Origin of the sequence: Pseudomonas sp. REST10 (assembly GCF_029542605.1) — a bacterium.
Taxonomy (GTDB): domain Bacteria; phylum Pseudomonadota; class Gammaproteobacteria; order Pseudomonadales; family Pseudomonadaceae; genus Aquipseudomonas; species Aquipseudomonas khazarica.
Genome location: NZ_CP035677.1, coordinates 4312108 through 4338850, shown reverse-complemented (window position 1 = coordinate 4338850; position 26743 = coordinate 4312108). Strand labels below are relative to the sequence as shown.

The window sequence follows — 26743 nt, the reverse complement described above, 5'->3', positions numbered from 1 at the left end:
GAAGGCAAGGGGGTAGGCCGAGAATATACTTACATACGTGAATGTTTGTAAATGCCTAAACCTGCCTGCATACTCTCGTTTGTCCTCCCTGAGTCGGGGGTAATGGCAACAGAAATGCAGGTAGACAGATGGCCAGAAGAACCAAAGAGGAAGCGCAGGCGACACGCGTCCAGATACTCGACGCGGCCGAGCGGGTGTTCCATGCCCAGGGCGTTTCCCGTGCGTCCCTGGCGGAGGTGGCCAAGGAGGCTGGAGTCAGTCGTGGCGCCATCTACTGGCACTTCGAGAACAAGATAGACCTGTTTCAGGCCATGCTCGAGCGCCTGCGTCTACCGCTCGAGGAATTGGCTCGCGCCACCGAGAGCGAGGACGAACCGGACCCCCTCGGATGCATGCGCGAACTGCTGATAAAGGCCCTTACCCGCCTGGCCGAGGATGAGCAGACACGCCGTGCCCATGACATCCTGCGTTACAAATGCGAGTACACCGGAGAGCTGGTCGACCTGCGCGAACGCCTGCAGGCGCTCAGCATCGAGTGCGACCAGCGCATCGCCAAGGCCCTGAGCAATGCCGTGAACAAGGGCCAGCTACCGGAAGACCTGGACTGCGAACGTGCGGCCGTTTGCCTGCATGCCTATATGGAAGGCATCGAGGCCAACTGGCTGCTGGTTCCCAACTTCGACTTGGTCGTGCAGGCCCCTGCGCTGATCGACACGCTGATGCACATGCTGCTCAGCCCGGCCCTGCGGCGCAGCTGAGGCTCAGCTCGCCTGGCGGTATGCGGGCAGGTCCGGCAATTTGTGCGGTGCGCGCAGCCGGGCTTCCAGCTTGGCGACGAACTGGCGTGCTTCCTCTTCACTGCGAAAACTCACGCAATGCTGGTCCAGGCGTACCTGCCAGAGGCAGGCGCCACCTTGAGCGTGCGGTTGAACGAGAATGTTCATGCTGACCATCTCCTGAGCTGAGGCTTGTGGCAGGAGAGGTCATGCTAGTCCCATCACATGACTGTTTGCTGACGTGGATCAAGGCTTGGCCGTGCCCGGCTGAATAACCGCTGCCCGGTCGCGCGAGGCGCACCGGGGCGGTTGTCTGGCGTCGCTCAGAAACCTTCGAGGACGATTTTGCCCCTGGCCTTGCCACTCTCCAGCAGGGCATGGGCGCGGCGCAGGTTGGCGGCGTCGATGCGGCCGAAGTGCTCGCCCAGGGTGGTGCGCAGCACGCCACTGTCGACCAGGCTGGACACGCGCTCCAGCAGGCGGTGCTGCTCGATCATGTCCTCGGTCTGGTACAGCGAGCGGGTGAACATCAGCTCCCAGTGCAGCGACAGGCTCTTGCGCTTGAGCTTCATCACGTCCAGCGGCTGCACGGGGTCGTCGATCAGCGCCAGGCGGCCCTGGGGCTCCAGCGCCTCGATCAGTTGCTCGTAGTGCTGCTCGGTCTGGGTCAGGCTGGCGACGTGGGTCACCTGGCCGACGCCGATGCGCGCCAGTTCCTCGCTCAGCGGCTTGCTGTGGTCGATCACGTGGTGGGCTCCCAGTTCGCGCACCCAGGCCTGGGTCTGCGCGCGCGATGCGGTGCCGATCACGGTCAGGCCGGTCAGGCGGCGAGCCAGCTGGGTGAGGATCGAGCCGACGCCTCCGGCGGCACCGACGATCAGCAGGGTCTGGTTCTGGTTGGCCGAGCCTTCGCTGATCTGCAGGCGTTCGAACAGCAGTTCCCAGGCGGTGATCGCGGTCAGCGGCAGGGCCGCCGCGTCGGCGAAGGACAGGCTGCTGGGCATATGACCGACGATGCGCTCGTCGACCACATGCAGCTCGCTGTTGGCGCCGGCCCGGTCGATGGCGCCAGCGTAGAACACCCGGTCGCCCGGCTGGAACAGGCTGACCTCGCTGCCCACGGCCTTGACCACGCCGCTGGCGTCCCAGCCGAGCACCCTGGCGGCGCCGTCCGCCGGCGTGACGCCCTGACGGATCTTGGTGTCGACCGGGTTGACCGAAATGGCGCGGACCTCGACCAGCAGGTCGCGCGGGCCGGGTACCGGCTCGGCCAGTTGCACGTCCTGCAGGGCTTCGGGGTGTTCGGCGGGGAGGGGTTGGTAGTAGGCGACGGCTTTCATGAGGGGCCTCTCGGTGGTTCAGGCAAGACGCTGCAGGGGCAGCAGCTCGATGCTGGCGAGCCGTGCAGCGAAGGTCTGGGTGAAATGCTGGAAGTGCGGCGCATTGCGGTGCAGCTCGAGGGCGGCGTCGTCGCGCCATTGTTCGAGCATCACGAACTGCTGCGGGTTGGCCGGGTTGGCGTGCAGCTCATAGCGTTGGCAGCCGGCTTCGGCGTTGCTGGCGACGACCAGTGCCTGCAGGCCGGCGGCTACGGCTTCGGCGTGGCCCGGCAGGCTGTTGATCGTGGCGATGAGGGTGACTGGGGTAGGCATCGGGGCGCTCCGTTGGCGGTACAGGTGCATGCTCGTTTATTGGTGTGGCGAGAAAAAGAAGCTGCTAGTAGAGTCTCTTTCATTATTTTTTTGAAAGTTGGGCTGCCATGCTGCGTCTCGATGATCTGCACCTGTTCGTTCGCACTGCCGAGACCGGCAGCCTGTCCGCCGCCGCCCGTGTGCTGGACGTATCGCCGGCGGTCGCCAGCGCCGCGCTGAAACGCCTGGAGCAGCAACTGCAGGTGCGCCTGCTGGCGCGCTCCACACGCAGCCTGCGCCTGACGCCCGAGGGCGAGCTGTACCTGGTGCATGCGCGCCTGGCGCTGCAGAGCCTGGAGGAGGGGCGCCAGCAACTGGCCGGCAGCCAGGAGGGCATTCGCGGTGTGCTGCAGCTGTCGGCGCCGTCCGACCTCGGGCGCAACACGTTGCTGCCCTGGCTCGACGAGTTCCAGGGCGAGCACCCGCAGCTGCAACTGCGTCTGCTGCTGGCCGACCGCGTCGCCGACCTGTTTCGCGAGCCCGTGGACATTGCACTGCGCTATGGTGCGCCGGAAGACTCCAGCCTGGTGGCGCTGCCCGTGGCCCCCGACAACCGCCGGGTGCTCTGCGCCTCACCGGCCTATCTGGCCTGTCACGGGGCGCCACGGACGGTGGAGGAGCTGCATCAGCACAACTGCCTGCTGTACATGCTGCACGGCCGTGTGCACGACCGCTGGCGCTTTCACGACGGCAAGCGCGAAAGCGTCCTGCACGTCAGCGGCGACCGGGTCTGCGACGATGCCGATGTCACCCGCCGCTGGGCCATTGCCGGGCAGGGCGTGGTGTACAAGTCCTGGCTGGACGTCGCCGAGGATGTGCGCGAGGGCCGGCTGCAGGTGTTGCTGCCAGGCTGGCTCGGCGAGGCGACGCCGCTGTATCTCGTGTGTGCCCATCGCGCACAGCTGAGCAAGGCCGTGCACCTGCTGCGCGAGTTCGTGCAGTTGCGTTGCCGGCGGTTGCTGGACGCGGCACCCTGGCAAGCGTGTTGAGAACGCGCGCGATAGTCGCGGCGGCCTCTGCTAGACTCCCGCAGCAAATGCCTGCGGCAACGCACCGCAGTGTCGTGCTGACATCCTCTGTTTAGAGTCGCGCCCCATGAAACTGGCTCGCAAAGACCGCTCACTGACCGCCTGGGTGCTGTACTTCAGCATTCTGTTCGGTGCGTTCGTCTGCGCGATCAGTCACGGTCAGATGGCCGGCATGCAGCTCAGTGGCCTGGATGGCCAGTATTGCTCCTTCGATGGCAACTTCGGTGCGGGCGCCGACCTCGACGGCTCCGGCATCGTCCCGCCGAACCCCGCGACCGGCACGGGCTGTGCACTGAGCAGCCTGTTCACGGCGATCATTCTCGCCGCCTTCTTCGGCTTGCTGGGGCTGCTCGCCAGCGACCGCGCAAGGCCGCTGCTGACACTGCACATCCCCCGCACCATCCGCTACCTCTGGCCATCGGCCAACCCCCGCGCCTCACCCCTTTCCTGATCCGCGCCACTCCTGCGTTGCATGCGCTGCGGCCTTGTCTGGCCGGCGCTGTCGTTCTGGTTTTCAGGAAAACAACAGGCTATGTCCAAGTCGTTCTCCCGCGCATCGAGCGCGGTATTGTTGTGCACGTGTTCCCCCATGCTGTGGGCCGAGCAGGCCGTCACGCTCCCCGACACCGAGGTCCGTGCCGCCGCCGCGCCCGCCTCGGCGCTTTCCCTCGACGTAACGGCCGAGAGTGCCTCGCGTCTCGGCCTCACACCGCGGGAGACGCCGGCTTCGGTCAGCGTGGTGACCCGCGAGCAGATCGAGCGGCGCGGCGCCGAGAACACGCAGCAGATGCTCATGGGCGTGCCGGGTGTGGTTGCTGCGGCTCCACCTGGCTTCGCGGGGGCGGTTTCCTGGCGTGGCTTCACCGGAAGCCAGGTGACGCAGATGTTCAATGGCATCACCGTGCAGTACGACGCGATTGCCGCGCGTCCCGTGGATGGCTGGATCTATGAGCGTGTCGAGGCCGTGGGTGGTGCGTCCGGCTTTCTCAATGGCGCTGGCGCGGTGGGTGGCTCGCTCAACTACGTGACCAAGCTGGCCAGCCGTGACGAAGCCTTCAGCGAGGGGCGAATCCGCTATGGCTCGTTCGACAGCAACGAGCTGGCCTACGGCTTCAATCAGCCGCTGGGCGACTACAACCACGTGCGTCTGGATGTCAGTCGCAGCGCCAGCAACGGCTACGTCGACCGGGAACAGCGCGAGGCCTGGACCAGTGCGTTCTCGCTGCTGACGGATTTCACCGAGCAGCTGTCTCACACCCTGGCGCTGGAATACCAGGAGGAGAAAGTCGACAGCCCGTACTGGGGCAGCCCGGTGCTGAAGGGGCGCACGGGCGATCTCAAGGTGGACGAGAGTCGGCGTTTCGAGAACTACAACGTGGAGGACGGGCGCTACGAGCAACGCGTGCGCTGGTTGCGCTCCATGACCGAGTACCGCTTCAGCGACGCGACCCGCGTGCTCAATACGCTGTACCACTACAACGCCCTGCGTGAGTACCGCAACCTCGAGACTTACGCCTATACCGATGCCAGCAACAGCCAGGTGCAGCGCAGCAATGCCCTGCTGCAACGTCATGATCAGGAGCTCAACGGCAACCGCCTGGAACTGCGCCATCAGCACGGGCTGTTCGGGCTGTCGAGCGAATGGGCGGTGGGTGTCGACTACAGCCACAATGTGCAGACGCGCTACCCCCGCTCGGTGTCCGGCCCCTTCGGCGTGGTCGATGCCGAGCACTTCACTCCGGGGAATTTCTTCGACCTGCCGGGGATGAGCCCCGGTTATGCCCGGCAGCGCACCAATCAGGTCGATACCTGGGCACTGTTCGTCGAGAACCGCCTGCAACTGACGGAGCGCCTGTCGCTGCTCACCGGGCTGCGTCACGACCGCATCGATCTGGAGGTCACCAACCACCAGGCCGCCACGGCGAGCAACCCGGCGTTCTTCTCCCGCGAATACGAGCCGACCACCGGGCGAGTGGGCTTGATCTACGCGCTCACCCCGGCGGCCAACGTCTACGTGCAATACAGCACGGCGGCCGACCCGCCCGCTGGCATCCTGACCACGGCGAGCCTCAGCCAGGTGCAGGATTTCGACCTGACCAAAGGGCGGCAGCTGGAGGTGGGCAGCAAGTTCGACTTTCTCGCCGGACGAGGGTCGGCAACGCTGGCGGCCTACCGGATCGAGCGGGAGAACCTGGCCACGCGCGACCCCGCGAACCCCGGGCAGACACTGGCCGTCGGCAAGCAGTCGACCCTCGGGCTGGAAATCGCCGCGGCGCTGCGGGTCACCCCGCGCCTGCTGGCCGAGGCCAACCTGGCCTGGCTCGATGCCCAGTACGACGCGTTCAACGAGAACGTCGCCGGCCAGTCGGTATCACGCAAGGGCAATACGCCGACCAACGTGCCGGACCAGGTGGCCAACCTGTGGCTGACCTATGACCTGGCGCCACGCTGGCAGGTCGGTGTCGACAGCCGCCACGTCGCCTCCGTGTATGCCGATGCAGCGAATCAGTTGAAGGCGCCTGCCTATACCTTGTACGGCGCCTTCGTCAGCTATCGGGTCGACGCCGACAGCCGCCTGACGCTGCGCGCGCGCAACCTCACCGATGAGGTGTACGCCAGCTGGGCCAGCAGCGACATGCTGTTCCTCGGGGCGCCGCGCTCGTTCGAGCTGGCCTTGCAGTCGCGGTTCTGACGAGAGCAGCTATGAAACGCTACCTCTACCTGTGGCATCGCTGGCTGGGTATCGGTCTGTGCCTGCTGATGGCGCTGTGGTTCGTCTCCGGGCTGGTGATGATGTACGTGGGCTATCCCAAGCTGACCCCGCGCGAGCACCTGGCGCAGCTGCCGGCGTTGTCCGCCGAGGACTGCTGCGTGCCCCTGGCACAGGTGCTGGCAGCCGCCGATGAACGGCAGGCACCGGCGGCCGTGCGCCTGACCACCGTCGCTGGCCAGCCCCGCTACCTGCTGCGCTATGGCCAGCGCGTGCTGGCTGTCGATGCGCGCAGCGGCCAGCGCCTGGCTGGCGTCGACGAACAGGCTGCACGGGCTGCGGCGCGGCAGTTCGCCCCCGGACGTGGCGCCTCCTACCAGGGGCTGGTGGACGAGGACGCCTGGACCCACTCCCGTGCGCTGGATGCGGACCGTCCATTGCATCGTGTCGAACTGGACGATGGCACGCTGCTCTACGTTTCCAGCCACAGCGGTGAGGTGGTGCGTGATGCGACGGCCAGCGAGCGCAGCTGGAATTGGCTGGGTGCCTGGCTGCACTGGCTGTATCCGCTGCGTGGCGGGACGCTGGATCGCTGGTGGGGCGACATCGTCATCTACCTGTCGCTGGCAGCCACGCTGATGACCCTGTTGGGCATCGTCGTGGGCCTGCTGCGCTGGCGTTTCGCCAAGCCCTATCGCAGTGGCGCACGCAGCCCCTATCGGGGGCTGGCCCGCTGGCACCATATCGGCGGCCTGGCGTTCGGCGCGCTGGTGCTGACCTGGATATTCAGTGGCCTGATGTCCATGAACCCCTGGCGCCTGTTCACGACGCCCACGCCGCTCGACATGGCCGCTTACCAGGGCGCGGAGCTGCGTGCCGAGGCGTTCCCGCTACCTGCGCAGCAGGCCATCGTGCGCCTGCGCGAGGCGGGGCTGAACGCACGTGAGCTGCACTTGCGTCTGGTCGGTGGGCGCGCCTATATGCAGGGTGTCGATGCCAGTGGCGCCACGGCGCTGCTGCCGGCGGATGGCGACGGCACGCTGCTGCACGGCCTGACGGACGCGGAACTGCTGCGCGCCGCGCAGGCGATCCGCCCGCAGGACCGGTTGCAGGTCGAGCGCCTGAACGCCTACGACTTCTACTACTACGCCCGCGCTGAGCACAGCATGCTCGGTCATCTGGAGCGACCGTTGCCGGTCCTGCGGATACGTTTCGACGACCCGGCACAGACCTGGCTGCACCTCGATCCGCGCACGGGGTCGGTAGTGGGCCGGCTCGACGCAGGTCAGCGCACGTCGCGCTGGTTGTTCGCCCTGTTGCACAGCTGGGACTGGTTGCCGCTGTTGCAGAACCGGCCGCTGTGGGATGGCTGGATGTGGCTGGCTAGCCTGGGCGGCCTGCTCATCTGTCTCAGCGGCACGCTGCTGGGCTGGCGTCGCCTGCGTCGTCTTCCGCGACCGTCGCCGAGCAGGGCTCGGCCTGCGCGCAGCGCTGGCCGCCGTGACACGTTGTACCCTTGACCCATGATTCGATTTCAAACCCGGAGGTAATACCATGACCCTGAAGAAAACCCTGCTCGGCCTGACGCTGTTGCTGCCGGCGCTGTTCGCTCAAGCTCACGAGTACGAGGTCGGCCAACTGCATATCGACCACCCCTGGTCGCGCGAAATGCCGCCGGTGGCACCGACCGCCGCGGCGTACTTCGTGGTGCACAACAAGGGCAGCGAAGCCGACCGCCTGATCCGCGTCAGCACCCCGGTCGCCGGCAAGGCCGAGCTGCATGAACACCTGCATGCCGATGGCGTGATGAAGATGCAGCAGGTGCAGGACGTGGCCATCCCCGCCGGTGGCGAGGTGAAGTTCGAGCCCATGGGCTACCACGTCATGCTGTTCAACCTGCAGCAGCAGGCCAAGGATGGTGAACGCTTCCCGCTGACCCTGACCTTCGAGAAGGCCGGCGATGTCGAAGTCGAAGTCGCGGTGCAGAAGGATGCACCGGCCGCCCATGACCACGCTGCGGGTCATGGCGAAGGCGAACACCAGCACTGATGCTGTTCACGGCACGCAGACGAAACCTCGCCGCCCGGCTCGGGCTGCTGGCGTTCGTCCTCATCGTTCTGGCGCCCGTGGCGTCGCAACTGCGTGCCGAGCCGGCCGACTGGCGCTGGCTGAACGAACTCGCCTGTCATGACGGAGCCGGCAGCGCGCCGGCGACCGTCGAGGCTCATCGGCCCGTCCTGCAGGCCGATGCCTGTGGCTACTGTTCGCTGTTCTCGCACTGCCCGGTGCTGGCCGATGGCGCCTGGCCGCTGCTCGGGCGATTGCCGCTGGCGCAACCGGCCACCGTCAAGTGGCCGGCTCCGCCACGGGCCAGTGCGCACTTCCCTGATGCGTTGTCACGCGCGCCGCCGATGCCGATCTGAGGTCATCCATTGGCTATCGAGACCCTTGCCGGGTCTCTTCGCAAACCGACTTTCAGGTATCCGCATGTCCGCTTCCTTCGTTCCGGGCGCCGCTTCCGTGCGCGTTCGTTTTCCCCTGTCCGCCCTGGCCATCGCCTGTGGCCTGTGTTCCATCGCTGCCGCTCATGCCGAGGAGGCTGTGCATGAACTGCCGCCCAGCGTGATCACGGCGATCCAGCAAAGCTCGCCTCTGACCGTGGTGGCCGATCCCAAGGACCCGCGCCAGCCGGTGCCGGCCAGCGATGCCGCCGACTATCTCAAGACCATTCCCGGTTTCTCCGCCATCCGCAGCGGCGGCAGCAACAGTGATCCGGTGCTGCGCGGGCTGTTCGGTTCGCGTCTGCTGCTGCTCACCGACGGTGGGCAGATGATCGGAGCCTGTCCGGGGCGGATGGATGCACCCAGTTCCTACATCGCGCCGGAAACCTTCGACCTGCTGACCGTGACCAAGGGCCCGCAGACCGTGATCTGGGGCCCCGGTGCATCGGCGGGCGTGGTGCGTTTCGACCGTGAACCGGAGCGTTTCGGCGAGCTGGGCGCGCGCCTGCATGCCAGCGTGCTGGCCGGCTCCAACGGTCGTTTCGACCAGGCGCTCGACGGCGCCGTCGGTGGCGCACAGGGCTACCTGCGGTTCACCGGCAACCGCTCGCATTCGGACGATTACGACAACGGCAATGGCGACACCATCCCCTCGCGCTGGGACAAGTGGAACGGCGATGTGGCACTGGGCTGGACGCCGGATGACGACAGCCTGATCGAACTCACTGCCGGGCGTGGCGATGGCGAGGCGCGCTACGCCGGGCGTGGCATGGATGGCACCCAGTTCAAGCGCGAAAGCCTCGGCCTGCGTATCGAACGCAGCAACCTCGGTGACGTGCTGGATAAGGTGGAGGCCAAGGTCTACTACAACTATGCCGACCACATCATGGACAACTTTCGCCTGCGCGTGCCGGACCCGAGCAGCATGATGGCCATGCCGATGGCCTCGCAGGTCGACCGCCGCACCCTCGGTGCGCGCCTGGCCGCCACCTGGCGCTGGGACGAGCTCGAGCTGATCACCGGTGTCGACGCCCAGCGCAGCGAGCACCGCGCGCGTCGTTCCAGCTACAGCATGATGAGCGGCTACACCGATGCCGATCGCTACCCGTGGAACAAGGATGCGCTGATGCACAACTACGGCGTGTTCGCGGAGGCCACCTGGAATCTGGCCGAGCGTGATCGGCTGATCTCCGGCGCCCGCCTCGACCGCGCCTCGGCGAAGGATTTCCGCCAGCGCTTCAGCAGCATGATGGGCATGAGCACGGCCAACCCGACGGCGGGGGAGACCCGGGCCGACACCCTGCCCAGCGGCTTCGTGCGGTACGAGCATGACCTGGCCGGTTCACCGACCACCGTCTATGCCGGCATCGGCCACGTGCAGCGGTTCCCCGATTACTGGGAACTGTTCTCCGCCGGGCTCAATGGTCCGGCCGGTGCGGACAACGCCTTCGATGGCATCAAGCCGGAGAAGACCACCCAGCTGGATGTCGGCATCCAGTACCAGAACGACGCGCTGCAAGCCTGGGCTTCGGCCTATGCCGGGCAGGTTCGCGACTACATCCTGTTCGACTACCGGGGCATGAACACCCGTGCCGACAATGTCGATGCACGCATCATGGGTGGCGAGCTGGGCGTGGCCTACAGCTTCGCGAGCAACTGGAAGGCTGACGCGACCCTGGCCTATGCCTGGGGCAAGAACAGCAGTGACGACGAGGCGCTGCCGCAGATGCCGCCGCTGGAGGCGCGCCTGGGACTGAGCTACCAGCGCGACGACTGGAGCGTCGGCGCACTGTGGCGCGTGGTCGATGGCCAGGGGCGCATCGCCGAGGGGCGGGGCAATGTGGTGGGGCAGGACCTCGACGAGAGCGCCGGCTTCGGCGTGTTCTCGCTCAACGGCGCCTATCGCCTGACCTCCGAGGTCAAGCTCAGTGCCGGCGTCGACAACCTGTTCGACAAGCGCTACGCCGAGCACCTCAACCTGGCTGGCAACGCCGGATTCGGCTTCCCCGGCGACACCCGTATCGACGAGCCGGGGCGTACCTTCTGGGCCAAGGTCGATTACGACTTCTGAGTTGCTCGTACGGCGGCGGCCGGATGGGGTTACCCTCGCTGCCTGGCCGCCGTATCCTGCCACTTTGTCCTGCCGTGGATAGGCTGCATGAGTGGCGCACGAGACGCTTTCCCTTTGCCGGAGGACCTGCGGGTCTTCCTCACCGTCATTCGCAAGAAGAGCTTCGCGGCTGCGGCCGAGGAGCTCGGCTTGTCGCCCGCATACGTCAGCAAGCGCATCCAGATCCTCGAAACCACCCTCGGCACCCGCCTGCTGCATCGCACCACCCGGCGCGTTGCGCTGACCGAGGATGGCGAGCGTACCCAGCGCTGGGCGCTGCGCATCCTCGCCGATGTGGACGAGTTGTTCGATGAGCTGTCCGTGGCCCGGCAGACGCCGCGAGGGCTGTTGCGCATCAGCAGCAGCCTCGGCTTTGGCCGCAGTCACCTGGCGCCGGCGCTGGCGCGACTGGTCGAGCTCTACCCCGAGTTGAACGTTCGCCTCGAACTGTTCGACCGGGTGGTGGACATCGTCGCCGAGGGCATCGACCTGGAGATCCTAGTCGGTGACGACCTGCCGGGGCAGTGCATTGGACGACGCCTGGCGGACAACGGCCGCATGTTGTGCGCCTCTCCGGCGTACCTGCAGCGCCGGGGCTGTCCGCAGGAACTGGAGGATCTGCAGTCCCACGACTGTCTGGTGATCAAGGAGCGCGACTATCCATTCGGCATCTGGCACCTGGAGCGGCATGGGCAGGCGCATTCGGTGCGGGTCGACGGGCCGCTGTCCTCCAACAGTGGTGAGGTGGTGCTGGCCTGGGCCCTGGCCGATCGCGGCATCATGCTGCGCTCGCAGTGGGAAGTGCAGCCGCTGCTGGCCAGTGGCGCACTGGTGCAGGTGTTGCCGGAGTACCGTCAGAGCGCCAATGTCTGGGCCGTGTATCCGACCCGCTTGGCCCATTCGGCCAGGTTGCGTGCCTGCGTGGAGTTTCTCGAGCAGTACCTGGCTGCGCTGCCGGTATTTGGCCACGATTCATGAAGGGCGCCGCCACGCTTTGCACCTTAGTGGCCCGAGCCGTGCGGCCTAGCATGTAGGCTCCCCAGTTCAGTTAAGGAGACTCGCCTCATGTTCGCGTCCTTCGAGACAGGCCAGTGCCAGGTCAATGGCATACGCATCCACTATCGCAAAGGGGGCAGCGGGCAGGCGTTGTTGCTGCTGCATGGTCATCCCCAGACTCACGCGATGTGGCACAAGGTAGCCGAACCGCTGGCCAGGCACTTCACGGTGGTGGCAGCGGACCTGCGTGGCTATGGCGACAGCGCGAAGCCGGCCGGTGGCGAACGGCACGAAGCCTACAGCAAGCGGCAGATGGCGCTGGACATGCTGGAGCTGATGAAGGCGCTCGGTTTCTCTCGCTTCGATGTCCTGGCACATGATCGCGGCGCACGCGTCGCTCATCGCCTGGCACAGGATCATCCCGAGGCGGTGAAGCATCTGATCACGCTGGATATCGCCCCGACGCTGGCGATGTACGAACAGACCAGCGAGGCGTTCGCGCGTGCCTACTGGCACTGGTTCTTCCTGATCCGCCCGGCGCCGTTGCCGGAAACCCTGATCGAAGCCAACCCGGAACTGTACCTGCGCAGCGTGATGGGCGCGCGTAGCGCCGGGATGAAACCCTTCACCGACGAGGCGCTGGCCGAGTATCTGCGTTGCCTGAGCCTGCCGGGGACTGCCCATGGTCTGTGCGAGGACTACCGCGCCAGTGCTGGCATCGACCTGGAACATGATCGCGCCGATGTGCAGGCCGGGCGCAAGCTGAGTGTGCCGCTGCTGGCCTTGTGGGGCGCGGAAGGCACCGTTGGCCGCTGCTTCGACCCGTTGCAGGAGTGGCGCCGGGTCGCGGCGGACGTCCATGGCAAGGCGCTGCCCTGCGGGCACTACATCGCCGAAGAAGTGCCGCAGGTGCTGCTCGAGGAAGTGCTGGCGTTTCTCTATTCCTGACCTGCCCCCCTACGACGCGAGCGTCGTAGGGTCCTGCCCCTGGCTTGCGCTCAGGCCAGCCAGGGATTTGCCTGCAGATGATCGCGTTCGAACTGACGAATCCGTTCGGCGCGCTGCAGGGTGCTGCCAATGGCGTCCAGGCCCAGCAGCAAGGCCTGCTTGCGCAGCGGGTCGATGTCGAACGCGAGGGCTCGGCCATCGCCGAGCGCGATGGTCTGGCTGGCCAGGTCGATGTCGAGGTGGTTGTGCTCGGCCTGGCTGACCCGGCGGCTCAGTTCGTTCACCTGCAGCACCGGCAGGCTGATGGTCAGCACGCCGTTGCGCTGGCAGTTGTCATGGAAGATGCCGGCGAAGCTGCTGCCGATCAGGGCGCGAATCCCCAGTTGCCTGAGCCCCCACACGGCATGCTCGCGGCTGGAGCCACAGCCGAAGTTCGGCCCCACGACCAGGAAGCAGGCGCCTTGCCACTGCGGATGGTTGAGGATGAATGCCGGATTGGGGTTGCCATCGGCAAGGAAACGCAGGTCGAAGAACAGACCGCGATCCAGGCCGCTGCGGTCGATGCCCTTGAGGAACTGCTTGGGCATGATCACGTCGGTGTCGATGTTGGCTGCTGGCAGCGCAGCGGCCTTGCCGCTGACGAGAGTGAAGGCTTGCATGCGAACCTCGCAGGTCAGAGTGAACGGATATCGGTCAGGTGTCCGGCAATCGCAGCAGCTGCGACCATGGCCGGACTCATCAGGTGGGTGCGGGCTCCCGCTCCCTGGCGTCCCTCGAAATTGCGGTTGGTGCTGGACGCACAGCGTGCGCCTGCTGGCAGCACGTCGTCGTTCATCGCCAGGCACATGGAGCAGCCGGACTGCCGCCACTCGAAGCCGGCTTCGATGAATTGCCTGGCCAGGCCTTCGGCTTCGGCCTGCTCGCGTACGGCGGTGGAGCCAGGAACGATCATCGCGCGTACATGGCTGGCGACCTGGCGCCTGCCGATCACCTCGGCGACCTGGCGGAGGTCCTCGATGCGCGCGTTGGTGCAGGAGCCGATGAACGCATGGTCGATGCGGATGCCCTGCAGCGCCTGCCCGGCTTGCAGTCCCATGTAATCGAGGGCGCGTTGCATGTCCTGGCGCAGGATGGGGTCCGTCTGCTCGCTTGGCGCCGGTATGCGGCCGTCGATGGCGAGTGCCTGATCCGGGCTGGTGCCCCAGGTGACCATGGGCTGTAGCTGCGATGCGTCGATGTGGACTTCACGGTCGAACTGCGCGCCAGGGTCGCTCTGCAACTGGCGCCAGTGGCTCAGTGCCTGTTGCCAGCGTTCGCCCTTGGGGGCCATCGGCCTGTTCGCCAGATAATCGAAGACCTTCTGGTCCGGTGCCATGAACGCGCCGCGCGCACCTGCTTCGACGGCCATGTTGCACACTGTCATGCGTGCCTCGACGCTCAGGGCATCGATGGCCTCGCCGCAGAACTCCACGGCATAGCCGGTGGCACCGGAGGCGCCGATTCGCGCGATCAGCGCCATGATGATGTCCTTGGAGACCACACCGGGTCGCAGTTTGCCGTCGACGCGGACGCGCATGCTCCGCAGGCGTTTGTAGACCAGGGTCTGCGAGGCCAGCAGATGTTCGATCTGCGACGTGCCGATGCCGAAGCCGAAAGCACCGAGGGCGCCGTAGGTGGTGGTGTGGCTGTCGCCGGCGGCGACCACCATGCCGGGCAGGATGAAGCCCTGCTCGGGGGCCACCACATGTTCGATGCCCTGGCGGCGGTCGAGAAGGTCGAACAGTTCGATGGCGAAGTCGCGGCAGTTCTCCGCCAGATAGGCAACCTGGCGCGCGCCACCGGCGTCGGCGATCTCGCTCGTGCGGCTGGCTGCGGTCGGGTTGACGTGATCGACCACGGCCAGGTGCGCGCCGGGGCGCCAGACGGGCCGGCCCGACTCGCGCAGCCCGCTGAATGCCTGCGGGCTGGTGTACTCGTTGAGCACCTGGCGGTCGATGTACAGCAGCACATGCCCGGCATCATCCAGGGTACAGACGGTGTGGGAGTCGATGTGTTTGTCGTACAGGGTTCTTGGCTGGCTCATGGTCACGGCTCGTGTTGTGGAAGAAGGGGCGAGCGCCCAGGCCAAGAATTGGCCGAGGGGCGTTCGTCATCAACCGCCTCGCCGTGGAGCCAGCCTCCACGAATCGTGTGCACAGCCCGCTGCGCGCTAATACAGCCTTAAGGTTCAGGCGTGATAGTGCCTCCCCGCAGCAAACAACTTTCCACTGCTTCGAGGACGACACGATGAACCAGATGTTTCTGCTTTCCCTGCTGCTGGCCGCCCCGGCAAGCTTCGCCGCCACGCAATGCACCAACGTTGACCAGGCGCAGTGGCAGGACCAGGACAAGTTCCAGAGCGAGCTGAAGGCCGAGGGCTACCAGATCAAGAAATTCAAGGTCACCAGCGGCAACTGCTACGAGATCTATGGCTTCGACAAGGCCGGCAAGAAGGTCGAAATCTACTTCGACCCGGTCAGCGGCAAGCCGGTCAAGAGCAACGTGGAAGGCTGATGAACCGCGCGACCGTACGCCTGTGGGACCCGGTGGTGCGCCTGTTCCACTGGTCCCTGGCCGGCGCGTTCCTGGCCAACTACTTCTTCACCGAGGAAGGCGAGAACTGGCACCGCTGGTTCGGTTACTACGCCGTGGCCTGGCTGGTGATCCGTCTGGTGTGGGGCTTCGTCGGTACGCCGGCGGCGCGCTGGGCGGATTTCTGGCCAACCCCTGCGCGTCTGGGCGAGCACCTGCGGGCGCTGCTGTCCGGGCGAGCGTATCACCGCCTGGGGCATTCGCCGCTGGGGGCGCTGGTGATGATCCTGATGATGGCGCTAATGCTCGGCCTGGGTGTGACCGGCTTTCTGATGGAGGAGGTCGACTACTTCTGGGGCGCCGACCTGCCGCTGGAAATCCACGAATTCTGTGCCAATGCCCTGATGGCACTGGTTGGATTGCATGTCGCCGCTGCGCTGTTCGAGAGCTACCGCTTGCGCGACAACCTGCCGTTGTCGATGGTGACCGGCAGGCGCCGCAAGCTGGACGAGCACTGAACCTATGGTCGCGGCTAAAGCCCCTCCCACGGTTGTGGGAAGGGCTTCAGCGGCGACGCTCTTGCTCAGGCCAGGCGCGCGTCGAGGCTGTTCTGCGCCAGGCGCCGGGCCTGCGCTTCGGTCATGCCCAGGTGTTCATGCAGGGCGGCGAAGTTCTCGCCGACATAGCCGCCGAAATAGGCGGGATCATCCGAGTTGACCGTCACCTTCACGCCGCGCTCGAGCATCTCCAGGATGTTGTGCTGGCTCATGTGCTCGAACACGCACAGCTTGATGTTGGACAGCGGGCAGACGGTCAGCGGGATCTGCTCGTCGATGATACGCTGCATCAGGCGTTCGTCCTCGATGGCGCGTACGCCGTGGTCGATTCGCTTGATCTTGAGCAGGTCCAGCGCCTCCCAGATGTACTCGGGCGGCCCTTCCTCGCCGGCATGTGCCACCGCATGCAGGCCCTCGCTGCGTGCCTTGGCGAACACCCGCTCGAACAGGCGCGGCGGGAAGCCTTTTTCCGAACTGTCGAGGCCGACGCCGATGAAGGCGTCGCGGAACGGCATCGCCTGTTCCAGGGTCTTGAACGCCTCGTCCTCGGGCAGGTGGCGCAGGAAACTGAGGATCAGGCCGTGGCTGATGCCCAGTTGCTGCTCGCCGTCGCGCAGCGCCTGCTGGATGCCGCGCAACACCACTTCGAAGGGAATGCCCCGGTCGGTGTGGGTCTGCGGATCGAAGAAGGGTTCGACGTGGATGACGTTCTGCGCCTTGCAGCGTTGCAGGTAGGCCCAGGTCAGGTCGTAGAAGTCCTGCTCGGTACGCAGGACGTTGGCGCCGGCGTAATACAGATCGAGAAACTCCTGCAGGTTGTTGAACGCGTAGGCCGCACGCAGGGCCTCGACATCGCTCCAGGGCAGGGCGATCTGGTTGCGTTCGGCCAGGGCGAACAGCAGTTCCGGCTCCAGCGAGCCCTCCAGGTGCAGGTGCAGTTCGGCCTTGGGCAGGGCATTGAGCCATTCGGGCATGGTCGGATCTCGTGGTCAGGCTTGAGGTAGTCGTAAAGTTTAACCGCAGGGACAGGAATTTGCTGCGTGGAGGGCCGGGCGGCGATCCGCTTTAGCCGCGACAGACCGACCGCCGGCTGTCGCGGCTAAAGCCCCTCCCACAGGCCATCCATACGCAGGGTGGGCATCGCTCAGCATGTCCACCGATGCGCAGGTTCCGCTGCCGAAGCGGTGGATGAGAAGAGCGTCATCCACCCTACGCAGCCATGCCGCCAGAGGATCTGTTCGCGGGCGCCGAGCCGGTAGCCATCGCGAATGAATTCGCTTTGCAGGTCATCCACTCGTAGGGTGGACATCGCTCTGCATGTCCACCGATGCGCAGGTTCCGCTGCCGCAGCGGTGGATGAGAAGAGCGTCATCCACCCAGCGAGGCAAGCAGCCCTATGCCTCTTCCCTCCGGTAGGCGTAGGTATCGGCGAAGCGCGACAGCAGGTATTCGGCGCTGGTCACCGGCGAATACCTGGGCGGGTTGTCCGCGCTGGAGCAGTTCGGCAGGCAGTCGATCAGTGTGTCGGGATGCGGTTCGGCGAAGAACGGCATGGAGTAGCGGTCCACTCCCAGCGGGCTGATCACGCGATGTGGCGTGGAGGTGTAACGGTCGTTGCTCCAGCGCGCCATCATGTCGCCGATGTTGACCACGAAGCTGCCGGCGATCGGCGGGGCGTCGATCCACTCGCCATCGCGTGCGCGGACCTGCAGGCCGCCGGCATCGTCCTGGTAGAGCAGGGTGATGCAGCCGTAGTCGGTGTGCGCGCCGGCACCTTGCTGATCGGCACTGGTGGCGGTGTGGCGCGGTGGGTAGTGGATCATGCGCAGTACGCTGATCGGCTCGTGGAAACGCGCATCGAAGAAGTCCCGGTCGATGTCCAGGGCCATGGCCATGGCGCGCAGCAGGGTTCTGGCCAGGTCCTGCATGTCCTCGTAGTGCTGTTCCAGCAGTGCGGCCCAGCCCGGCAGATCCGGGTGGCGGTTCGGCCCGCGCAGCGGTTTGCCGGCCAGCACCTCGGGGTGGTCGGCAGGCATGTGGAAGCCCATGTCGAAGGTTTCCTTCAGGTCGCTCGGCTGGTTCGGGTCGAGCTGTTCCGTGGCGATCGCGCCGTAGCCACGGTGATGAGCGGTCTGGGTGATGTCGATCCTGAGTTTCTCTTCGGCAGGCAGGGCAAAGAAGGTCTTCGCCGCGCTCAGCAGGGCGTCGATGCGCGCGCCGCCGATGGGGTGGCCGACGATGTAGAAGAAGCCCCGGTCGCGGCAGGCGCGGTCGATGGCCTCGGCCACGGCGGGCCAGGCGGAGGCGTCGTCGCTGTACAGGGGGGCGATATCGATGATGGGCAGGCTGTTCATAAAAGCTCCGGGGAGTTGCTGCGAGTCTTCTCGTACCCAGGGCAGCGAAAAAGGACCTCGTACGAGATCCCCTGGATGCGGTTCTGCCGAGGATCGGCAGGGACGGCATCGGTGGTGGTCGAGTCGTCGTGGCTGAGGTGTCTGCCTCGGCCGCGATGCCTGCGGCGGGTGCCGCAGGCCGTGGCGAGTGCTTACTTGGGCAGTTCGGCCTTCACGTTTTCCACGTAGTAGTTCATCGACGCCAGCTCGGCGTTGCTCGCACTCACGCCTTCGGCGATGCGCACCGCGCCGCTCTGGTCCTTGATCGGGCCGGTGAAGGGGTGGAACGCGCCGCTGCGGATGTCGGCGATGATCTGCTCGGCTTCGCTCTTCACGTCGGCCGGCACCAGGTCACTGATAGGAAGCTCGATGGTGTCCTCGGCCAGGCCGCCCCAGAAGTCCTGGGGCTGCCAGGTGCCGTCGATCACCGCCTGGGCGGATTTCACGTAGTGCGGGCCCCAGTCGTTGACGATGGAGGTGAGCACGGCCTTGGGTCCGAAGTGAGCCATGTCCGAGGCGTAGCCCACGGAGTAGACGCCACGGCGCTCGGCGGTCTGGATCGGCGCCGGGCTGTCGGTGTGCTGGAACAGCACGTCCACGCCCTGATCGATCAGCGCGTTGGCGGCATCGGATTCCTTGCCCGGATCGAACCAGGTGTTGACCCACACCACCTTGATCTCGGTGCCCGGGTTGTACTTGTCCAGGGCCAGCTGGATGGCGTTGATGTCGCGGATCACCTCGGGAATCGGGAAGGAGGCGATATAGCCGACCTTCTTGGTCTTGGTCATCTTCGCCGCGAGGAAGCCGCCGACGTAGCGGCCTTCATAGGAGCGCGACAGGTAGGTGCCGACGTTCTTGTCCTGCTTGTAGCCGGTGGCATGTTCGAAGGTCACCTTGGGGAATTGCTTGGCCACCTTGATCGTCGGGTTCATGTAGCCGAAGGAGGTGGTGAAGATCAGGTCGAAGCCACCCTTGGCCATGTTGCGAATCACGCGCTCGGCGTCGGCGCCTTCCGGTACGTTCTCGACGAAGCTGGTGGTGACCTTGTCGCCGAGTTCCTTGATCAGCATCTGCCGGCCCTGCTCGTGCTGATAGGTCCAGCCATGGTCGCCGATAGGGCCGATGTAGACGAAGCCGACCTTCAGTGGATCGGCGGCGGAGGCACTGAGCATGGCGCCAAAGCCGAGGGCGGCGACGAGGGTGCGCAGCAGCGGTTTCTTGCTCTTCTCGAACATGGTGGGTGGAGCTCCAGTCTTGGTATTGGGATGGCCGTTGGTTGGCTGATCCCATGACTGCAAAAAGCTGACCAACAGGACAAATAGCGGAGGTGGTGGCGTTTCCCCTGCGCGCCTGGCCCGACGCCGGAGCCGTATTGGTGCGTGGCAGGCGTGCATGTCGTGTTGTGGTGCGTCGCGCCAGCCTCGCATGGCGGACACGATGGTCGTGGCTAACGCCCCTCCCACAGGGTGGCGCTGTTCTTGTGGGAGGGGCCGCGTGGGAGGGGCTTCAGCCGCGACTGGCCCCATGGCCTGAGGGCCGGGTATCGCTGGCTGCGGCCCCGCCTGTGAAGACGACGTCAGCCGGCGATCAGCTCGCGCGCCGCCTGGCGGTGGTCGGCGATCAGTTGTGCCACGTCCAGGCCTTCGATCTGCCCGTCGACAACCCGCCAGGTGCCGCCGATCATCATCCGGTCGGCGCGGTCGGCGCCGCACAGCAGCAGGGCGGAGAGCGGGTCATGGCTGCCGGAGAAGCGCAGCTCGTCGAGCTTGAACAGCGCCAGGTCGGCCTGCTTGCCCACTGCCAGTTCGCCGATGTCGCTGCGTCCCAGCAGTTGCGCCGAACCCTTGCTGGCCCAGCCGAGCACGCGCTGCGGGGTGATCTGCTCGGCCCCGTAGCGCAGGCGCTGGATATACAGCGCCTGGCGCGCTTCGAGGATCATGTTCGAGGCATCGTTGGAGGCCGAGCCGTCGACGCCCAGGCCCAGCGGCGCGCCGGCGGCCTCCAGTTCCACGCTGGGGCAGATGCCCGAGGCCAGGCGCATGTTGGAGCTGGGGCAATGGCAGATACCGGTGCCGGCGGCGCCGAGGCGGGCGATCTCGTCCGGGTTGAAGTGGATGCCATGGGCCAGCCAGGTGCGCGGGCCGAGCCAGCCGACGCTGTCCAGGTAGTCCACGGTGCGCAGGCCGAAGCGCTGCAGGCAGAAGTCTTCCTCGTCGAGGGTTTCCGCCAGGTGGGTGTGCAGGCGCACGTCCAGCTCATCGGCGAGCTGGGCGCTCTGGCGCATGATGTCCTGGGTCACCGAGAAGGGCGAGCAGGGCGCCAGGGCGATCTGGATCTGCGCGCCATCGCCGCGCTCGTGGTACTGGCCGATCAGGCGCTGGCTGTCCGCCAGGATCACCTCGCCCTGCTGTACCGTCTGCTGCGGCGGCAGGCCGCCATCGGCCTCGCCCAGGCTCATCGAACCACGGGTGAGCATGGCGCGCATGCCCAGCTCGCGCACGGCTTCGACCTGCACGTCGATGGCGTTCTCCAGGCCACCGGGGAACAGGTAGTGGTGATCGGCCGCCGTGCTGCAGCCCGACAGCAGCAGTTCGGCCAGGGCCACCTTGCTGGCCAGGGCGAGCTTCTCCGGGGTGAGGCGTGCCCACACCGGGTAGAGCGTCTTCAGCCAGGGAAACAGCGGCTGGTTGACCACCGGCGCCCAGGCGCGGGTGAGGGTCTGGTAGAAGTGATGGTGGGTGTTGACCAGGCCGGGCAGCACGACGTGCTCGCGCGCATCGAACACCTGCTGGCAGGGTGCTGCGGGCTGCTGGCCGGCGCCGAGCAGTTCGACGATGCGACCGTTTTCGACCACCAGGCCGCCACTGGCGTCCAGGTCGTTGGCGGTGAAGATGGCGAGGGGAGTCTTGATCCAGATACGGGTAGCAGCCATTGAGTGGCTCCTCTGAGGTTGATTTCAGGTAAGCCAGCTCAGTGTTGACCCTGTCTGCTGATCCAGGTGCGTCGCGCGCGACGTGCGGCGACGATAGCTGACTTTCGGGTCAGCATGCAATGCGTCCCGCCTGTCAGCGGCGCAACGGGCAGGTGGTGGCCAGGCGCTGCTGGAGCTCGCCGCGCAGGTGCTGCAACTCCTCGATGCGCTGCTCGATCAGCGCCAGCTTGTCCTGCAGCAGCCGGGTGACGGCCTGGTCCGGGTCGCTGGCCTGCCACAGCTCGCCGATATGGCTGCCGATCTCGCCGAGGCTGAATCCCAGGCGCTGGGCAGTGCGGATATAGGTGACCAGCTGCGCCGTCTCGGCCGGGTAGTCGCGGTAACCGTTGTCATTGCGGCGTGCGGCGATCAGCCCGCGCTGTTCGTAGAAACGCAGCGTGTCACGGCTCACTTCACAGGCTGCGGCCAATTCTCCGATACGCATGCTCGGCACTCGGTGGGGGTTGACCTTGGAGCATACTCCAGGCTTTAGCCTGAGTGCTCCCTGAATGATTGGAGCATTACCCATGTGGACGCCCGAAAACTATCGCCGGCTGGTACGCGCCGGTGGCTGGTACGACCTGCTGGTGACCGCCGCCTTCGTCACGCCCTGGAGCTTCATGGCCCTGCACGGCCTGCTGCAGACCCTGCATCAGGGGCTTGGCCTGCCTGGCGCGCTGCCGCCGTTCGAGCCGATGCACCTGTTGCTGGCCAACCTCATGGGCTCGATCGTCTGCGTCTGGTCGGTGCTGCGTATCCGTGACCCGCAGGCGGTATTCGGCCGCTACGACGGGGCGGGGCGCGTGCTGTTCTCCACCTGGCAGATCTACGCGCTGGTGCACGGCGCTACACCACTGATCGCGATCTTCCTGTTCTTCGAGCTGGCCTGGGCGGTGGCACAGCTGTGGCCGGTCAGGTCGCAGCAGGCCTGATGCCACGGATTGGCACTGCTCTTGTGGGAGGGGCTTCAGCCGCGACCCTCCGAAGCTCAGAGCCACACCGAATCCCATAGCGGGTAGTCGCCCACTCGGTCGACCAGGCCTGCCCGCAATGGATTGGCGACGATGTAACGCGCGGCCGGCAGAATGTCTTCCTCACGGCGCAGCGCTCGATCATGGAAGCCATCCTGCCAAAGCTTTCCCTGTTGGCCGGACAGTGCATTGACGCGCTTGGCGCTGCGTCCCTTGATGCGGCGCATCAAATCGCTGAGTGAGCCCTGCTTCAACAGGATCAGCCAGTGCAGGTGATCGGGCATGAGGACCCAGGCCAGAGAGTCGGCGAGGCCATCTTGCTGAGCGGCTCTCAGCTCGGCAACGACGAGCCGACCAACAGTGAGGTCCGAGAATAGCGTCTTGCGGTTCTCGGTCGTGGCGGTGAGTAGATAGATGCGCTGGGTTTCCGAGACCCGGCCGTTGCGCAAACGGGCTGAGTGGGGCATTCCTTTGCCTCCTGTTCAGGGTGTGACAAAGGTATACCTGAAAACCTCTGGTCGCGGCTGAAGCCCCTCCCACGAAGCCGCTTCCAGACGTAACACTGATCGTGCAGGAGCGGCTTCAGCCGCGATTCATCGGTTTCAATGCCCCGGCTGCCAGGGCTGGCCCAGCGATACCGGTGCGTACAGCCGGGTCTTGATCGCATCGCGCGAGAGCAGCACCAGCACCACGATGGTGGCGACGTAGGGCAGCATGGCCAGCAGGTTGGAGGGGATCGACAGGCCGATGCCCTGTGCCACCAGGTGGAGGATGCTGGCCAGGCCGAACAGGTAGGCGCCGAGCAGTACGCGCAGTACCCGCCAGCTGGCGAACACCACCAGCGCCAGGGCGATCCAGCCACGGCCGGCGGTCATGTTCTCCGCCCACATCGGCGTGTAGGCCAACGACAGGTAGCCGCCCGCCAGGCCGGCCATGGCGCCGCCGAACAGTACCGCCAGGGTGCGCACGCGCAGCACCGGCAGGCCCATGGCACTGGCGGCGTCCGGGTTTTCGCCGACAGCCTGGATGATCAGGCCGATGCGGCTTTTCAGCAGCACCCAGGTGACCAGGGCGAAGAGGGCGAACGACAGGTAGATCAGCACGTCCTGGGCGAACAGCATGCGCCCGACCAGCGGAATGTCCGCCAGCAGCGGAATGACGATGGGCTCGAAACCGGACAGCGGCTTGCCGACCCAGGCGGCGCCGACGAAGGTGGACAGACCGACACCGAAGATGGTCAGCGCCAGGCCGGTGGCTACCTGGTTGGCGTTGAAGCCCAGCGCCACGGCGGCGAACAGCAGTGACAGCAGCATGCCGGCGGCGATCGCCAGCAGTACACCGAGCCACAGGCTGCCGGTGCTCAGCGCGACGATGAAACCGATCACCGCGCCGAACAGCATCATGCCTTCCTGGCCGAGGTTGAGCACGCCGCTCTTCTCGCACACCAGCTCGCCGAGGGCCACCAGCAGCAGCGGCGTGCCGGTGCGCACCATGGCGTAGAAGATATTGGTCAACAGATCGAGATCCATGGGGATTTCCTTTGCGTATAACTTTTGTCGGAGCGAGGGGGACGCCCAGTTCTTGCTCGCGATCAGTGTCGCCTGGGATCGCGAGCAAGCTCGCTCCTACAGGTATTGTCAGGCCATCGCCTCGGCGTTGTTTTTTGCGTCGCGCTTCGCCCATTTCCACTTCAGCCGTGGTCGGTAGAGGATCAACACGTCGCAGGCCAGCAGGTAGAACAGCATCATCCCCTGGAACAGCTGGGTGATCGCCTGCGGCAGGTTGAGGTTCATCTGCGCGTTCTCGCCGCCCAGGTAGAGCAGCGCCATCAGCAGGCTGGCGACGACGATGCCGAGTGGGTTGAGGCGACCGAGAAAGGCCACGGTGATCGCTGCATAGCCGTAGCCGGGGGAAACCTGCGGCACCAGTTGGCCAATGGGGCCGGCCACTTCACCGACGCCAGCCACACCGGCCAGCGCGCCACTGACCAGCAGGGCGAACCACACCAGACGCTTCTCGCGAAAGCCGACGAAGCCGGCGGCGCGGCTGTCGAGGCCGAGCACCTTGATCTGGAAACCGAGAAAGCTCCTGTGCAGCAGCACCCACACCGCCACCAGGGCCAGCAGCGCCAGGTACAGGCCGCCGTGCAGGCGGCCGTCCTCGCTGAGCAGCGGCAGGCGGCTGGCATCGCCGAACATGGCCGACTCGGGAAAGTTGAACCCGGCCGGGTCCTTCAGCGGGCCGTGGACGAAGAACAGCAGCAGGTTCAACGCGATGTAGTTGAGCATGATGCTGGTGAGGATCTCGTTGGCGTTGAACTGCGTGCGCAGCCACGCGGTGAGCCCGGCCCAGGCCGCGCCGGCGCAGGTGCCGGCGAGCACCACCCAGGCCAGGGCCCAGCGGCTGTCCCAGTCGATCAATTGCAGGGCCATGGCGCTGCCGGCCAGTGCGCCCATCAGCAGTTGGCCTTCGGCGCCGATGTTCCAGATACGGGCCTGATAGGCCACGGCCAGGCCGAGGGCGCAGAGCAGGATCGGCAGCGCCTTGACCAGCAACTCGGACACGCCATACCAGTCGCTGAGCGGGGCGATCAGCAGGGTGTGCAGGGTCTCCAGCGGGTCATGCCCGAGCAGGGTGAACAGCAGCACGCCGCTGAGCAGGGTCAGCACGGCGGCGAGCAGGGGCGACAGCCAGAGCATGAGGCGCGACGCCTGGCCGCGGGGTTCCAGGGATAACAGCATGACGGCTCCGTCAGCAGGCCGCGGCAGCGGCGGGTTGATCGAATTCACCGGCCATCCAGCGGCCGACTTCCACGGTACTGACCTGCGCGGTTTCGCTCAGCGGCGACAGGCGCCCGCTGCACAGCGCACCGATGCGGTCGCTGATCTGGAACAGCTCGTCGAGGTCTTCGGAGATCACCAGGATCGCCGCGCCGGCATCGCGCAGGGCGATCAGCGCGCGATGGATAGCGGCGGCGGCGCCGACGTCCACGCCCCAGGTCGGGTGCGCGGCGATCAGCAGCCTGGGCTGTTGCAGGATTTCCCGGCCAAGGATGAACTTCTGCAGGTTGCCGCCGGACAGGCTGCGCGCGGCCGTGTCGGCATCCGGGGTCTTCACCGCGAAGCGGCGGATGATCTCCTCGGCCAGTGCACGCACCTTGCCCCGCTGCACCAGGCCGGCCTTGACCAGACCCTGGCCGAAGACGGTGAGCAGCGCGTTGTCGACCAGGCTCATTTCCGGCACCGCGCCGTGGCCGAGGCGTTCGGCGGGAACGAAGGCCTGGCCCAGCTGGCGCCGTGCGTCCGGGTACAGGTTGGCCACAGGCGCCGCATCGAGGCTGATGCGTTCGCGCTCGGCACGGGGCAGGCGGCTTTCACCGCTGAGCAGGGCAAGCAGCTCATCCTGGCCATTGCCAGCCACCCCGGCGATACCGACGATCTCGCCGCAGCGTACCTCCAGGCGAATGTTCTGCAGCGAGCAGCCGAACGGGTCGGGGTTGTGCCAGCTGAGGTCATCCACGCGCAGGCGTGGCGGGCCGCCGCTGACTTTCGGGTAGCTGCTCTCCAGGCCCTCGGCATCGCCGACCATCAGCCGCGCCAGTTGCAGATCGCTGCACTCGGCCGGCACGCAATGACCGGATACGCGCCCACCGCGCAGTACCGTGGCGCTCTGGCACAGCGCGCGCACCTCGCCGAGCTTGTGGCTGATGAAGAGGATGCTGCAGCCTTCGGCGGCCAGGCGGCGCAAGGTGACGAACAGCTCGTCGGCCTCCTGTGGGGTGAGCACCGACGTCGGCTCATCGAGGATCAGCAGCTTGATGTCCTGCATCAGGCAGCGGACGATTTCCACCCGCTGGCGCTCGCCAATGGACAGGCTGTGTACCAGGCGCGTCGGTTCCAGCGCCATGCCGTAGCGCTGCGATACCTCGCGAATCCTTGGCTCCAGCTGCTTCGGCGTACCGGCGCCCGCGCCCATCGCCAGGGCGATGTTCTCGGCCACGCTCAGGGTCTCGAACAGCGAGAAGTGCTGGAACACCATGCCGATGCCCAGGCGGCGCGCCATGGCCGGGTCGCGCATGGTCAAGGCTTCACCCTGCCAGCGGATCTCGCCGCTGCTGGGCTGGGTGACGCCGTAGATGATCTTCATCAGGGTGCTCTTGCCAGCACCATTCTCGCCGAGCAGGGCGCGTATCTCGCCGGGGGCGATGCTCAGGTCGACACGATCGTTGGCCAGGCAGCCGGGGTACTGCTTGCTGATGGACGTCAGCTGCAGACGCGGGAAATCGGGTGAGGCGGACATGGAAAGCGCTCATGGAAGTAACTGAGCGGGGCTAAAGCAAAAACTTGGCCAGAGAGTCAGAAAAGCCTGGCAGGGGGCTTGCCGCCTGGAGTGGCGGATGTTCATGCCCGGCATTGGTGCGCGCCGATCCGCCGTGGGCATCCCGCGCACCGTATTTGCGCGTACCTCGGCAGGCGCCACGATGACCTGTCACGAATCCGTGGGACAGGCCTTGGCCGCGA

At 66.2% G+C, this 26743-nt stretch carries 27 protein-coding genes; 13 read left to right on the top strand and 14 right to left on the bottom strand.

All coding sequences use genetic code 11. The annotated features are described in order from the left end of the window. Nucleotides 1-128 precede the first annotated feature (128 nt). On the top strand, nucleotides 129-758 hold the full coding sequence (locus EWH21_RS20445) for a TetR family transcriptional regulator (RefSeq protein WP_037051049.1): 630 nt from the start codon (nucleotides 129-131) through the stop codon (nucleotides 756-758). 3 nt (nucleotides 759-761) lie between these two features. Here the strand turns inward: EWH21_RS20445 and EWH21_RS20440 are convergent, their stop codons facing one another. The 3 genes from EWH21_RS20440 to EWH21_RS20430 all read right to left on the bottom strand — a co-directional run bounded on the left by EWH21_RS20440 (nucleotide 762) and on the right by EWH21_RS20430 (nucleotide 2428). Beyond that, on the bottom strand, nucleotides 762-944 hold the full coding sequence (locus EWH21_RS20440; RefSeq protein ID WP_037051060.1) for a hypothetical protein: 183 nt from the start codon (nucleotides 942-944) through the stop codon (nucleotides 762-764). 155 nt (nucleotides 945-1099) lie between these two features. Further along, nucleotides 1100-2116 (bottom strand): zinc-binding alcohol dehydrogenase family protein, encoded by a 1017-nt coding sequence (locus EWH21_RS20435; protein WP_152489590.1) that lies wholly within the window; start codon nucleotides 2114-2116, stop codon nucleotides 1100-1102. Nucleotides 2117-2134: 18 nt separating this feature from the next. Beyond that, the gene (locus tag EWH21_RS20430; RefSeq protein WP_047591812.1) at nucleotides 2135-2428 is read right to left on the bottom strand and encodes a putative quinol monooxygenase; all 294 of its coding nucleotides are present in this window, start codon (nucleotides 2426-2428) and stop codon (nucleotides 2135-2137) included. Nucleotides 2429-2535: 107 nt separating this feature from the next. On the opposite strand from EWH21_RS20430, the gene EWH21_RS20425 reads away from it, so the two are divergent. From EWH21_RS20425 to EWH21_RS20385, 9 genes are all read left to right on the top strand, one after another. Then, nucleotides 2536-3456 (top strand): LysR family transcriptional regulator, encoded by a 921-nt coding sequence (locus EWH21_RS20425; protein ID WP_277699192.1) that lies wholly within the window; start codon nucleotides 2536-2538, stop codon nucleotides 3454-3456. A 106-nt stretch (nucleotides 3457-3562) separates the two neighbouring features. Then, the gene (locus tag EWH21_RS20420; RefSeq protein ID WP_277699191.1) at nucleotides 3563-3946 is read left to right on the top strand and encodes a DUF2946 domain-containing protein; all 384 of its coding nucleotides are present in this window, start codon (nucleotides 3563-3565) and stop codon (nucleotides 3944-3946) included. An 81-nt stretch (nucleotides 3947-4027) separates the two neighbouring features. After that, complete coding sequence (locus tag EWH21_RS20415; RefSeq protein ID WP_277699190.1) at nucleotides 4028-6187, top strand: TonB-dependent receptor; 2160 nt, start codon at nucleotides 4028-4030, stop codon at nucleotides 6185-6187. A gap of 11 nt (nucleotides 6188-6198) precedes the next feature. Further along, nucleotides 6199-7725: a PepSY domain-containing protein gene (locus EWH21_RS20410; protein ID WP_277699189.1), complete on the top strand. Its 1527-nt coding sequence runs from the start codon at nucleotides 6199-6201 to the stop codon at nucleotides 7723-7725. A 34-nt stretch (nucleotides 7726-7759) separates the two neighbouring features. Then, the gene (locus tag EWH21_RS20405) at nucleotides 7760-8254 is read left to right on the top strand and encodes a copper chaperone PCu(A)C (protein WP_037051032.1); all 495 of its coding nucleotides are present in this window, start codon (nucleotides 7760-7762) and stop codon (nucleotides 8252-8254) included. Continuing rightward, nucleotides 8254-8628: a DUF2946 domain-containing protein gene (locus tag EWH21_RS20400; protein WP_152489586.1), complete on the top strand. Its 375-nt coding sequence runs from the start codon at nucleotides 8254-8256 to the stop codon at nucleotides 8626-8628. Before EWH21_RS20405 ends, EWH21_RS20400 begins: the two co-directional genes overlap by 1 nt. 64 nt (nucleotides 8629-8692) lie before the next feature. Further along, nucleotides 8693-10777 (top strand): TonB-dependent copper receptor, encoded by a 2085-nt coding sequence (locus tag EWH21_RS20395; protein WP_277699188.1) that lies wholly within the window; start codon nucleotides 8693-8695, stop codon nucleotides 10775-10777. Nucleotides 10778-10864: 87 nt separating this feature from the next. Beyond that, complete coding sequence (locus tag EWH21_RS20390) at nucleotides 10865-11794, top strand: LysR substrate-binding domain-containing protein (RefSeq protein WP_277699187.1); 930 nt, start codon at nucleotides 10865-10867, stop codon at nucleotides 11792-11794. 87 nt (nucleotides 11795-11881) lie between these two features. Beyond that, complete coding sequence (locus EWH21_RS20385) at nucleotides 11882-12760, top strand: alpha/beta hydrolase (protein ID WP_152489584.1); 879 nt, start codon at nucleotides 11882-11884, stop codon at nucleotides 12758-12760. A gap of 50 nt (nucleotides 12761-12810) precedes the next feature. On the opposite strand, the gene leuD is transcribed toward EWH21_RS20385, so the two are convergent. Then, nucleotides 12811-13419, bottom strand: coding sequence for a 3-isopropylmalate dehydratase small subunit (leuD, locus tag EWH21_RS20380; protein ID WP_277699186.1), 609 nt, complete (start codon nucleotides 13417-13419; stop codon nucleotides 12811-12813). Nucleotides 13420-13433: 14 nt separating this feature from the next. After that, on the bottom strand, nucleotides 13434-14843 hold the full coding sequence (gene leuC / locus EWH21_RS20375; protein WP_047589377.1) for a 3-isopropylmalate dehydratase large subunit: 1410 nt from the start codon (nucleotides 14841-14843) through the stop codon (nucleotides 13434-13436). A 203-nt stretch (nucleotides 14844-15046) separates the two neighbouring features. Here leuC and EWH21_RS20370 point away from each other — a divergent pair, with 203 nt between their 5' ends. Beyond that, the gene (locus tag EWH21_RS20370) at nucleotides 15047-15313 is read left to right on the top strand and encodes a PepSY domain-containing protein (RefSeq protein WP_037051020.1); all 267 of its coding nucleotides are present in this window, start codon (nucleotides 15047-15049) and stop codon (nucleotides 15311-15313) included. After that, nucleotides 15313-15849, top strand: coding sequence for a cytochrome b/b6 domain-containing protein (locus EWH21_RS20365; RefSeq protein ID WP_152489582.1), 537 nt, complete (start codon nucleotides 15313-15315; stop codon nucleotides 15847-15849). Before EWH21_RS20370 ends, EWH21_RS20365 begins: the two co-directional genes overlap by 1 nt. Before the next feature lie 65 nt (nucleotides 15850-15914). Here EWH21_RS20365 and EWH21_RS20360 read toward each other — a convergent pair whose 3' ends face one another. The 5 genes from EWH21_RS20360 to EWH21_RS20340 all read right to left on the bottom strand — a co-directional run bounded on the left by EWH21_RS20360 (nucleotide 15915) and on the right by EWH21_RS20340 (nucleotide 21697). Continuing rightward, nucleotides 15915-16862 carry an adenosine deaminase gene (locus tag EWH21_RS20360; protein ID WP_152489581.1) on the bottom strand — a complete coding sequence of 316 codons (948 nt, stop codon included), beginning with the start codon at nucleotides 16860-16862 and terminating at the stop codon, nucleotides 15915-15917. A 420-nt stretch (nucleotides 16863-17282) separates the two neighbouring features. Next, the gene (locus EWH21_RS20355; protein WP_152489580.1) at nucleotides 17283-18242 is read right to left on the bottom strand and encodes a 2-oxoglutarate and iron-dependent oxygenase domain-containing protein; all 960 of its coding nucleotides are present in this window, start codon (nucleotides 18240-18242) and stop codon (nucleotides 17283-17285) included. A 191-nt stretch (nucleotides 18243-18433) separates the two neighbouring features. Beyond that, the gene (locus tag EWH21_RS20350) at nucleotides 18434-19516 is read right to left on the bottom strand and encodes a BMP family ABC transporter substrate-binding protein (protein ID WP_047584278.1); all 1083 of its coding nucleotides are present in this window, start codon (nucleotides 19514-19516) and stop codon (nucleotides 18434-18436) included. Between the two features lie 341 nt (nucleotides 19517-19857). After that, nucleotides 19858-21213: an 8-oxoguanine deaminase gene (locus EWH21_RS20345; protein WP_047584279.1), complete on the bottom strand. Its 1356-nt coding sequence runs from the start codon at nucleotides 21211-21213 to the stop codon at nucleotides 19858-19860. Between the two features lie 133 nt (nucleotides 21214-21346). Further along, on the bottom strand, nucleotides 21347-21697 hold the full coding sequence (locus tag EWH21_RS20340; RefSeq protein WP_037051010.1) for a MerR family transcriptional regulator: 351 nt from the start codon (nucleotides 21695-21697) through the stop codon (nucleotides 21347-21349). A gap of 82 nt (nucleotides 21698-21779) precedes the next feature. Here EWH21_RS20340 and EWH21_RS20335 point away from each other — a divergent pair, with 82 nt between their 5' ends. Beyond that, the gene (locus EWH21_RS20335) at nucleotides 21780-22184 is read left to right on the top strand and encodes a hypothetical protein (protein WP_175252648.1); all 405 of its coding nucleotides are present in this window, start codon (nucleotides 21780-21782) and stop codon (nucleotides 22182-22184) included. Between the two features lie 56 nt (nucleotides 22185-22240). On the opposite strand, the gene EWH21_RS20330 is transcribed toward EWH21_RS20335, so the two are convergent. From EWH21_RS20330 to EWH21_RS20315, 4 genes are all read right to left on the bottom strand, one after another. Further along, nucleotides 22241-22690 (bottom strand): transposase, encoded by a 450-nt coding sequence (locus EWH21_RS20330; RefSeq protein ID WP_277699185.1) that lies wholly within the window; start codon nucleotides 22688-22690, stop codon nucleotides 22241-22243. Nucleotides 22691-22825: 135 nt separating this feature from the next. Continuing rightward, on the bottom strand, nucleotides 22826-23752 hold the full coding sequence (locus EWH21_RS20325; protein WP_037051002.1) for an ABC transporter permease: 927 nt from the start codon (nucleotides 23750-23752) through the stop codon (nucleotides 22826-22828). 108 nt (nucleotides 23753-23860) lie between these two features. Then, the gene (locus EWH21_RS20320) at nucleotides 23861-24964 is read right to left on the bottom strand and encodes an ABC transporter permease (protein WP_152489577.1); all 1104 of its coding nucleotides are present in this window, start codon (nucleotides 24962-24964) and stop codon (nucleotides 23861-23863) included. A gap of 10 nt (nucleotides 24965-24974) precedes the next feature. Then, complete coding sequence (locus EWH21_RS20315) at nucleotides 24975-26522, bottom strand: ABC transporter ATP-binding protein (protein WP_277699184.1); 1548 nt, start codon at nucleotides 26520-26522, stop codon at nucleotides 24975-24977. Nucleotides 26523-26743 lie beyond the last annotated feature (221 nt).

Bases quoted from the DNA above. Each gene is read 5' to 3' on its own strand.
- EWH21_RS20445 (WP_037051049.1), top strand. From the start codon at position 129: ATGGCCAGAAGAACCAAAGAGGAAGCGCAGGCGACACGCGTCCAGATA.
- EWH21_RS20440 (WP_037051060.1), bottom strand. From the start codon at position 944: ATGAACATTCTCGTTCAACCGCACGCTCAAGGTGGCGCCTGCCTCTGG.
- EWH21_RS20435 (WP_152489590.1), bottom strand. From the start codon at position 2,116: ATGAAAGCCGTCGCCTACTACCAACCCCTCCCCGCCGAACACCCCGAA.
- EWH21_RS20430 (WP_047591812.1), bottom strand. From the start codon at position 2,428: ATGCCTACCCCAGTCACCCTCATCGCCACGATCAACAGCCTGCCGGGC.
- EWH21_RS20425 (WP_277699192.1), top strand. From the start codon at position 2,536: ATGCTGCGTCTCGATGATCTGCACCTGTTCGTTCGCACTGCCGAGACC.
- EWH21_RS20420 (WP_277699191.1), top strand. From the start codon at position 3,563: ATGAAACTGGCTCGCAAAGACCGCTCACTGACCGCCTGGGTGCTGTAC.
- EWH21_RS20415 (WP_277699190.1), top strand. From the start codon at position 4,028: ATGTCCAAGTCGTTCTCCCGCGCATCGAGCGCGGTATTGTTGTGCACG.
- EWH21_RS20410 (WP_277699189.1), top strand. From the start codon at position 6,199: ATGAAACGCTACCTCTACCTGTGGCATCGCTGGCTGGGTATCGGTCTG.
- EWH21_RS20405 (WP_037051032.1), top strand. From the start codon at position 7,760: ATGACCCTGAAGAAAACCCTGCTCGGCCTGACGCTGTTGCTGCCGGCG.
- EWH21_RS20400 (WP_152489586.1), top strand. From the start codon at position 8,254: ATGCTGTTCACGGCACGCAGACGAAACCTCGCCGCCCGGCTCGGGCTG.
- EWH21_RS20395 (WP_277699188.1), top strand. From the start codon at position 8,693: ATGTCCGCTTCCTTCGTTCCGGGCGCCGCTTCCGTGCGCGTTCGTTTT.
- EWH21_RS20390 (WP_277699187.1), top strand. From the start codon at position 10,865: ATGAGTGGCGCACGAGACGCTTTCCCTTTGCCGGAGGACCTGCGGGTC.
- EWH21_RS20385 (WP_152489584.1), top strand. From the start codon at position 11,882: ATGTTCGCGTCCTTCGAGACAGGCCAGTGCCAGGTCAATGGCATACGC.
- leuD (WP_277699186.1), bottom strand. From the start codon at position 13,419: ATGCAAGCCTTCACTCTCGTCAGCGGCAAGGCCGCTGCGCTGCCAGCA.
- leuC (WP_047589377.1), bottom strand. From the start codon at position 14,843: ATGAGCCAGCCAAGAACCCTGTACGACAAACACATCGACTCCCACACC.
- EWH21_RS20370 (WP_037051020.1), top strand. From the start codon at position 15,047: ATGAACCAGATGTTTCTGCTTTCCCTGCTGCTGGCCGCCCCGGCAAGC.
- EWH21_RS20365 (WP_152489582.1), top strand. From the start codon at position 15,313: ATGAACCGCGCGACCGTACGCCTGTGGGACCCGGTGGTGCGCCTGTTC.
- EWH21_RS20360 (WP_152489581.1), bottom strand. From the start codon at position 16,862: ATGCCCGAATGGCTCAATGCCCTGCCCAAGGCCGAACTGCACCTGCAC.
- EWH21_RS20355 (WP_152489580.1), bottom strand. From the start codon at position 18,242: ATGAACAGCCTGCCCATCATCGATATCGCCCCCCTGTACAGCGACGAC.
- EWH21_RS20350 (WP_047584278.1), bottom strand. From the start codon at position 19,516: ATGTTCGAGAAGAGCAAGAAACCGCTGCTGCGCACCCTCGTCGCCGCC.
- EWH21_RS20345 (WP_047584279.1), bottom strand. From the start codon at position 21,213: ATGGCTGCTACCCGTATCTGGATCAAGACTCCCCTCGCCATCTTCACC.
- EWH21_RS20340 (WP_037051010.1), bottom strand. From the start codon at position 21,697: ATGCGTATCGGAGAATTGGCCGCAGCCTGTGAAGTGAGCCGTGACACG.
- EWH21_RS20335 (WP_175252648.1), top strand. From the start codon at position 21,780: ATGTGGACGCCCGAAAACTATCGCCGGCTGGTACGCGCCGGTGGCTGG.
- EWH21_RS20330 (WP_277699185.1), bottom strand. From the start codon at position 22,690: ATGCCCCACTCAGCCCGTTTGCGCAACGGCCGGGTCTCGGAAACCCAG.
- EWH21_RS20325 (WP_037051002.1), bottom strand. From the start codon at position 23,752: ATGGATCTCGATCTGTTGACCAATATCTTCTACGCCATGGTGCGCACC.
- EWH21_RS20320 (WP_152489577.1), bottom strand. From the start codon at position 24,964: ATGCTGTTATCCCTGGAACCCCGCGGCCAGGCGTCGCGCCTCATGCTC.
- EWH21_RS20315 (WP_277699184.1), bottom strand. From the start codon at position 26,522: ATGTCCGCCTCACCCGATTTCCCGCGTCTGCAGCTGACGTCCATCAGC.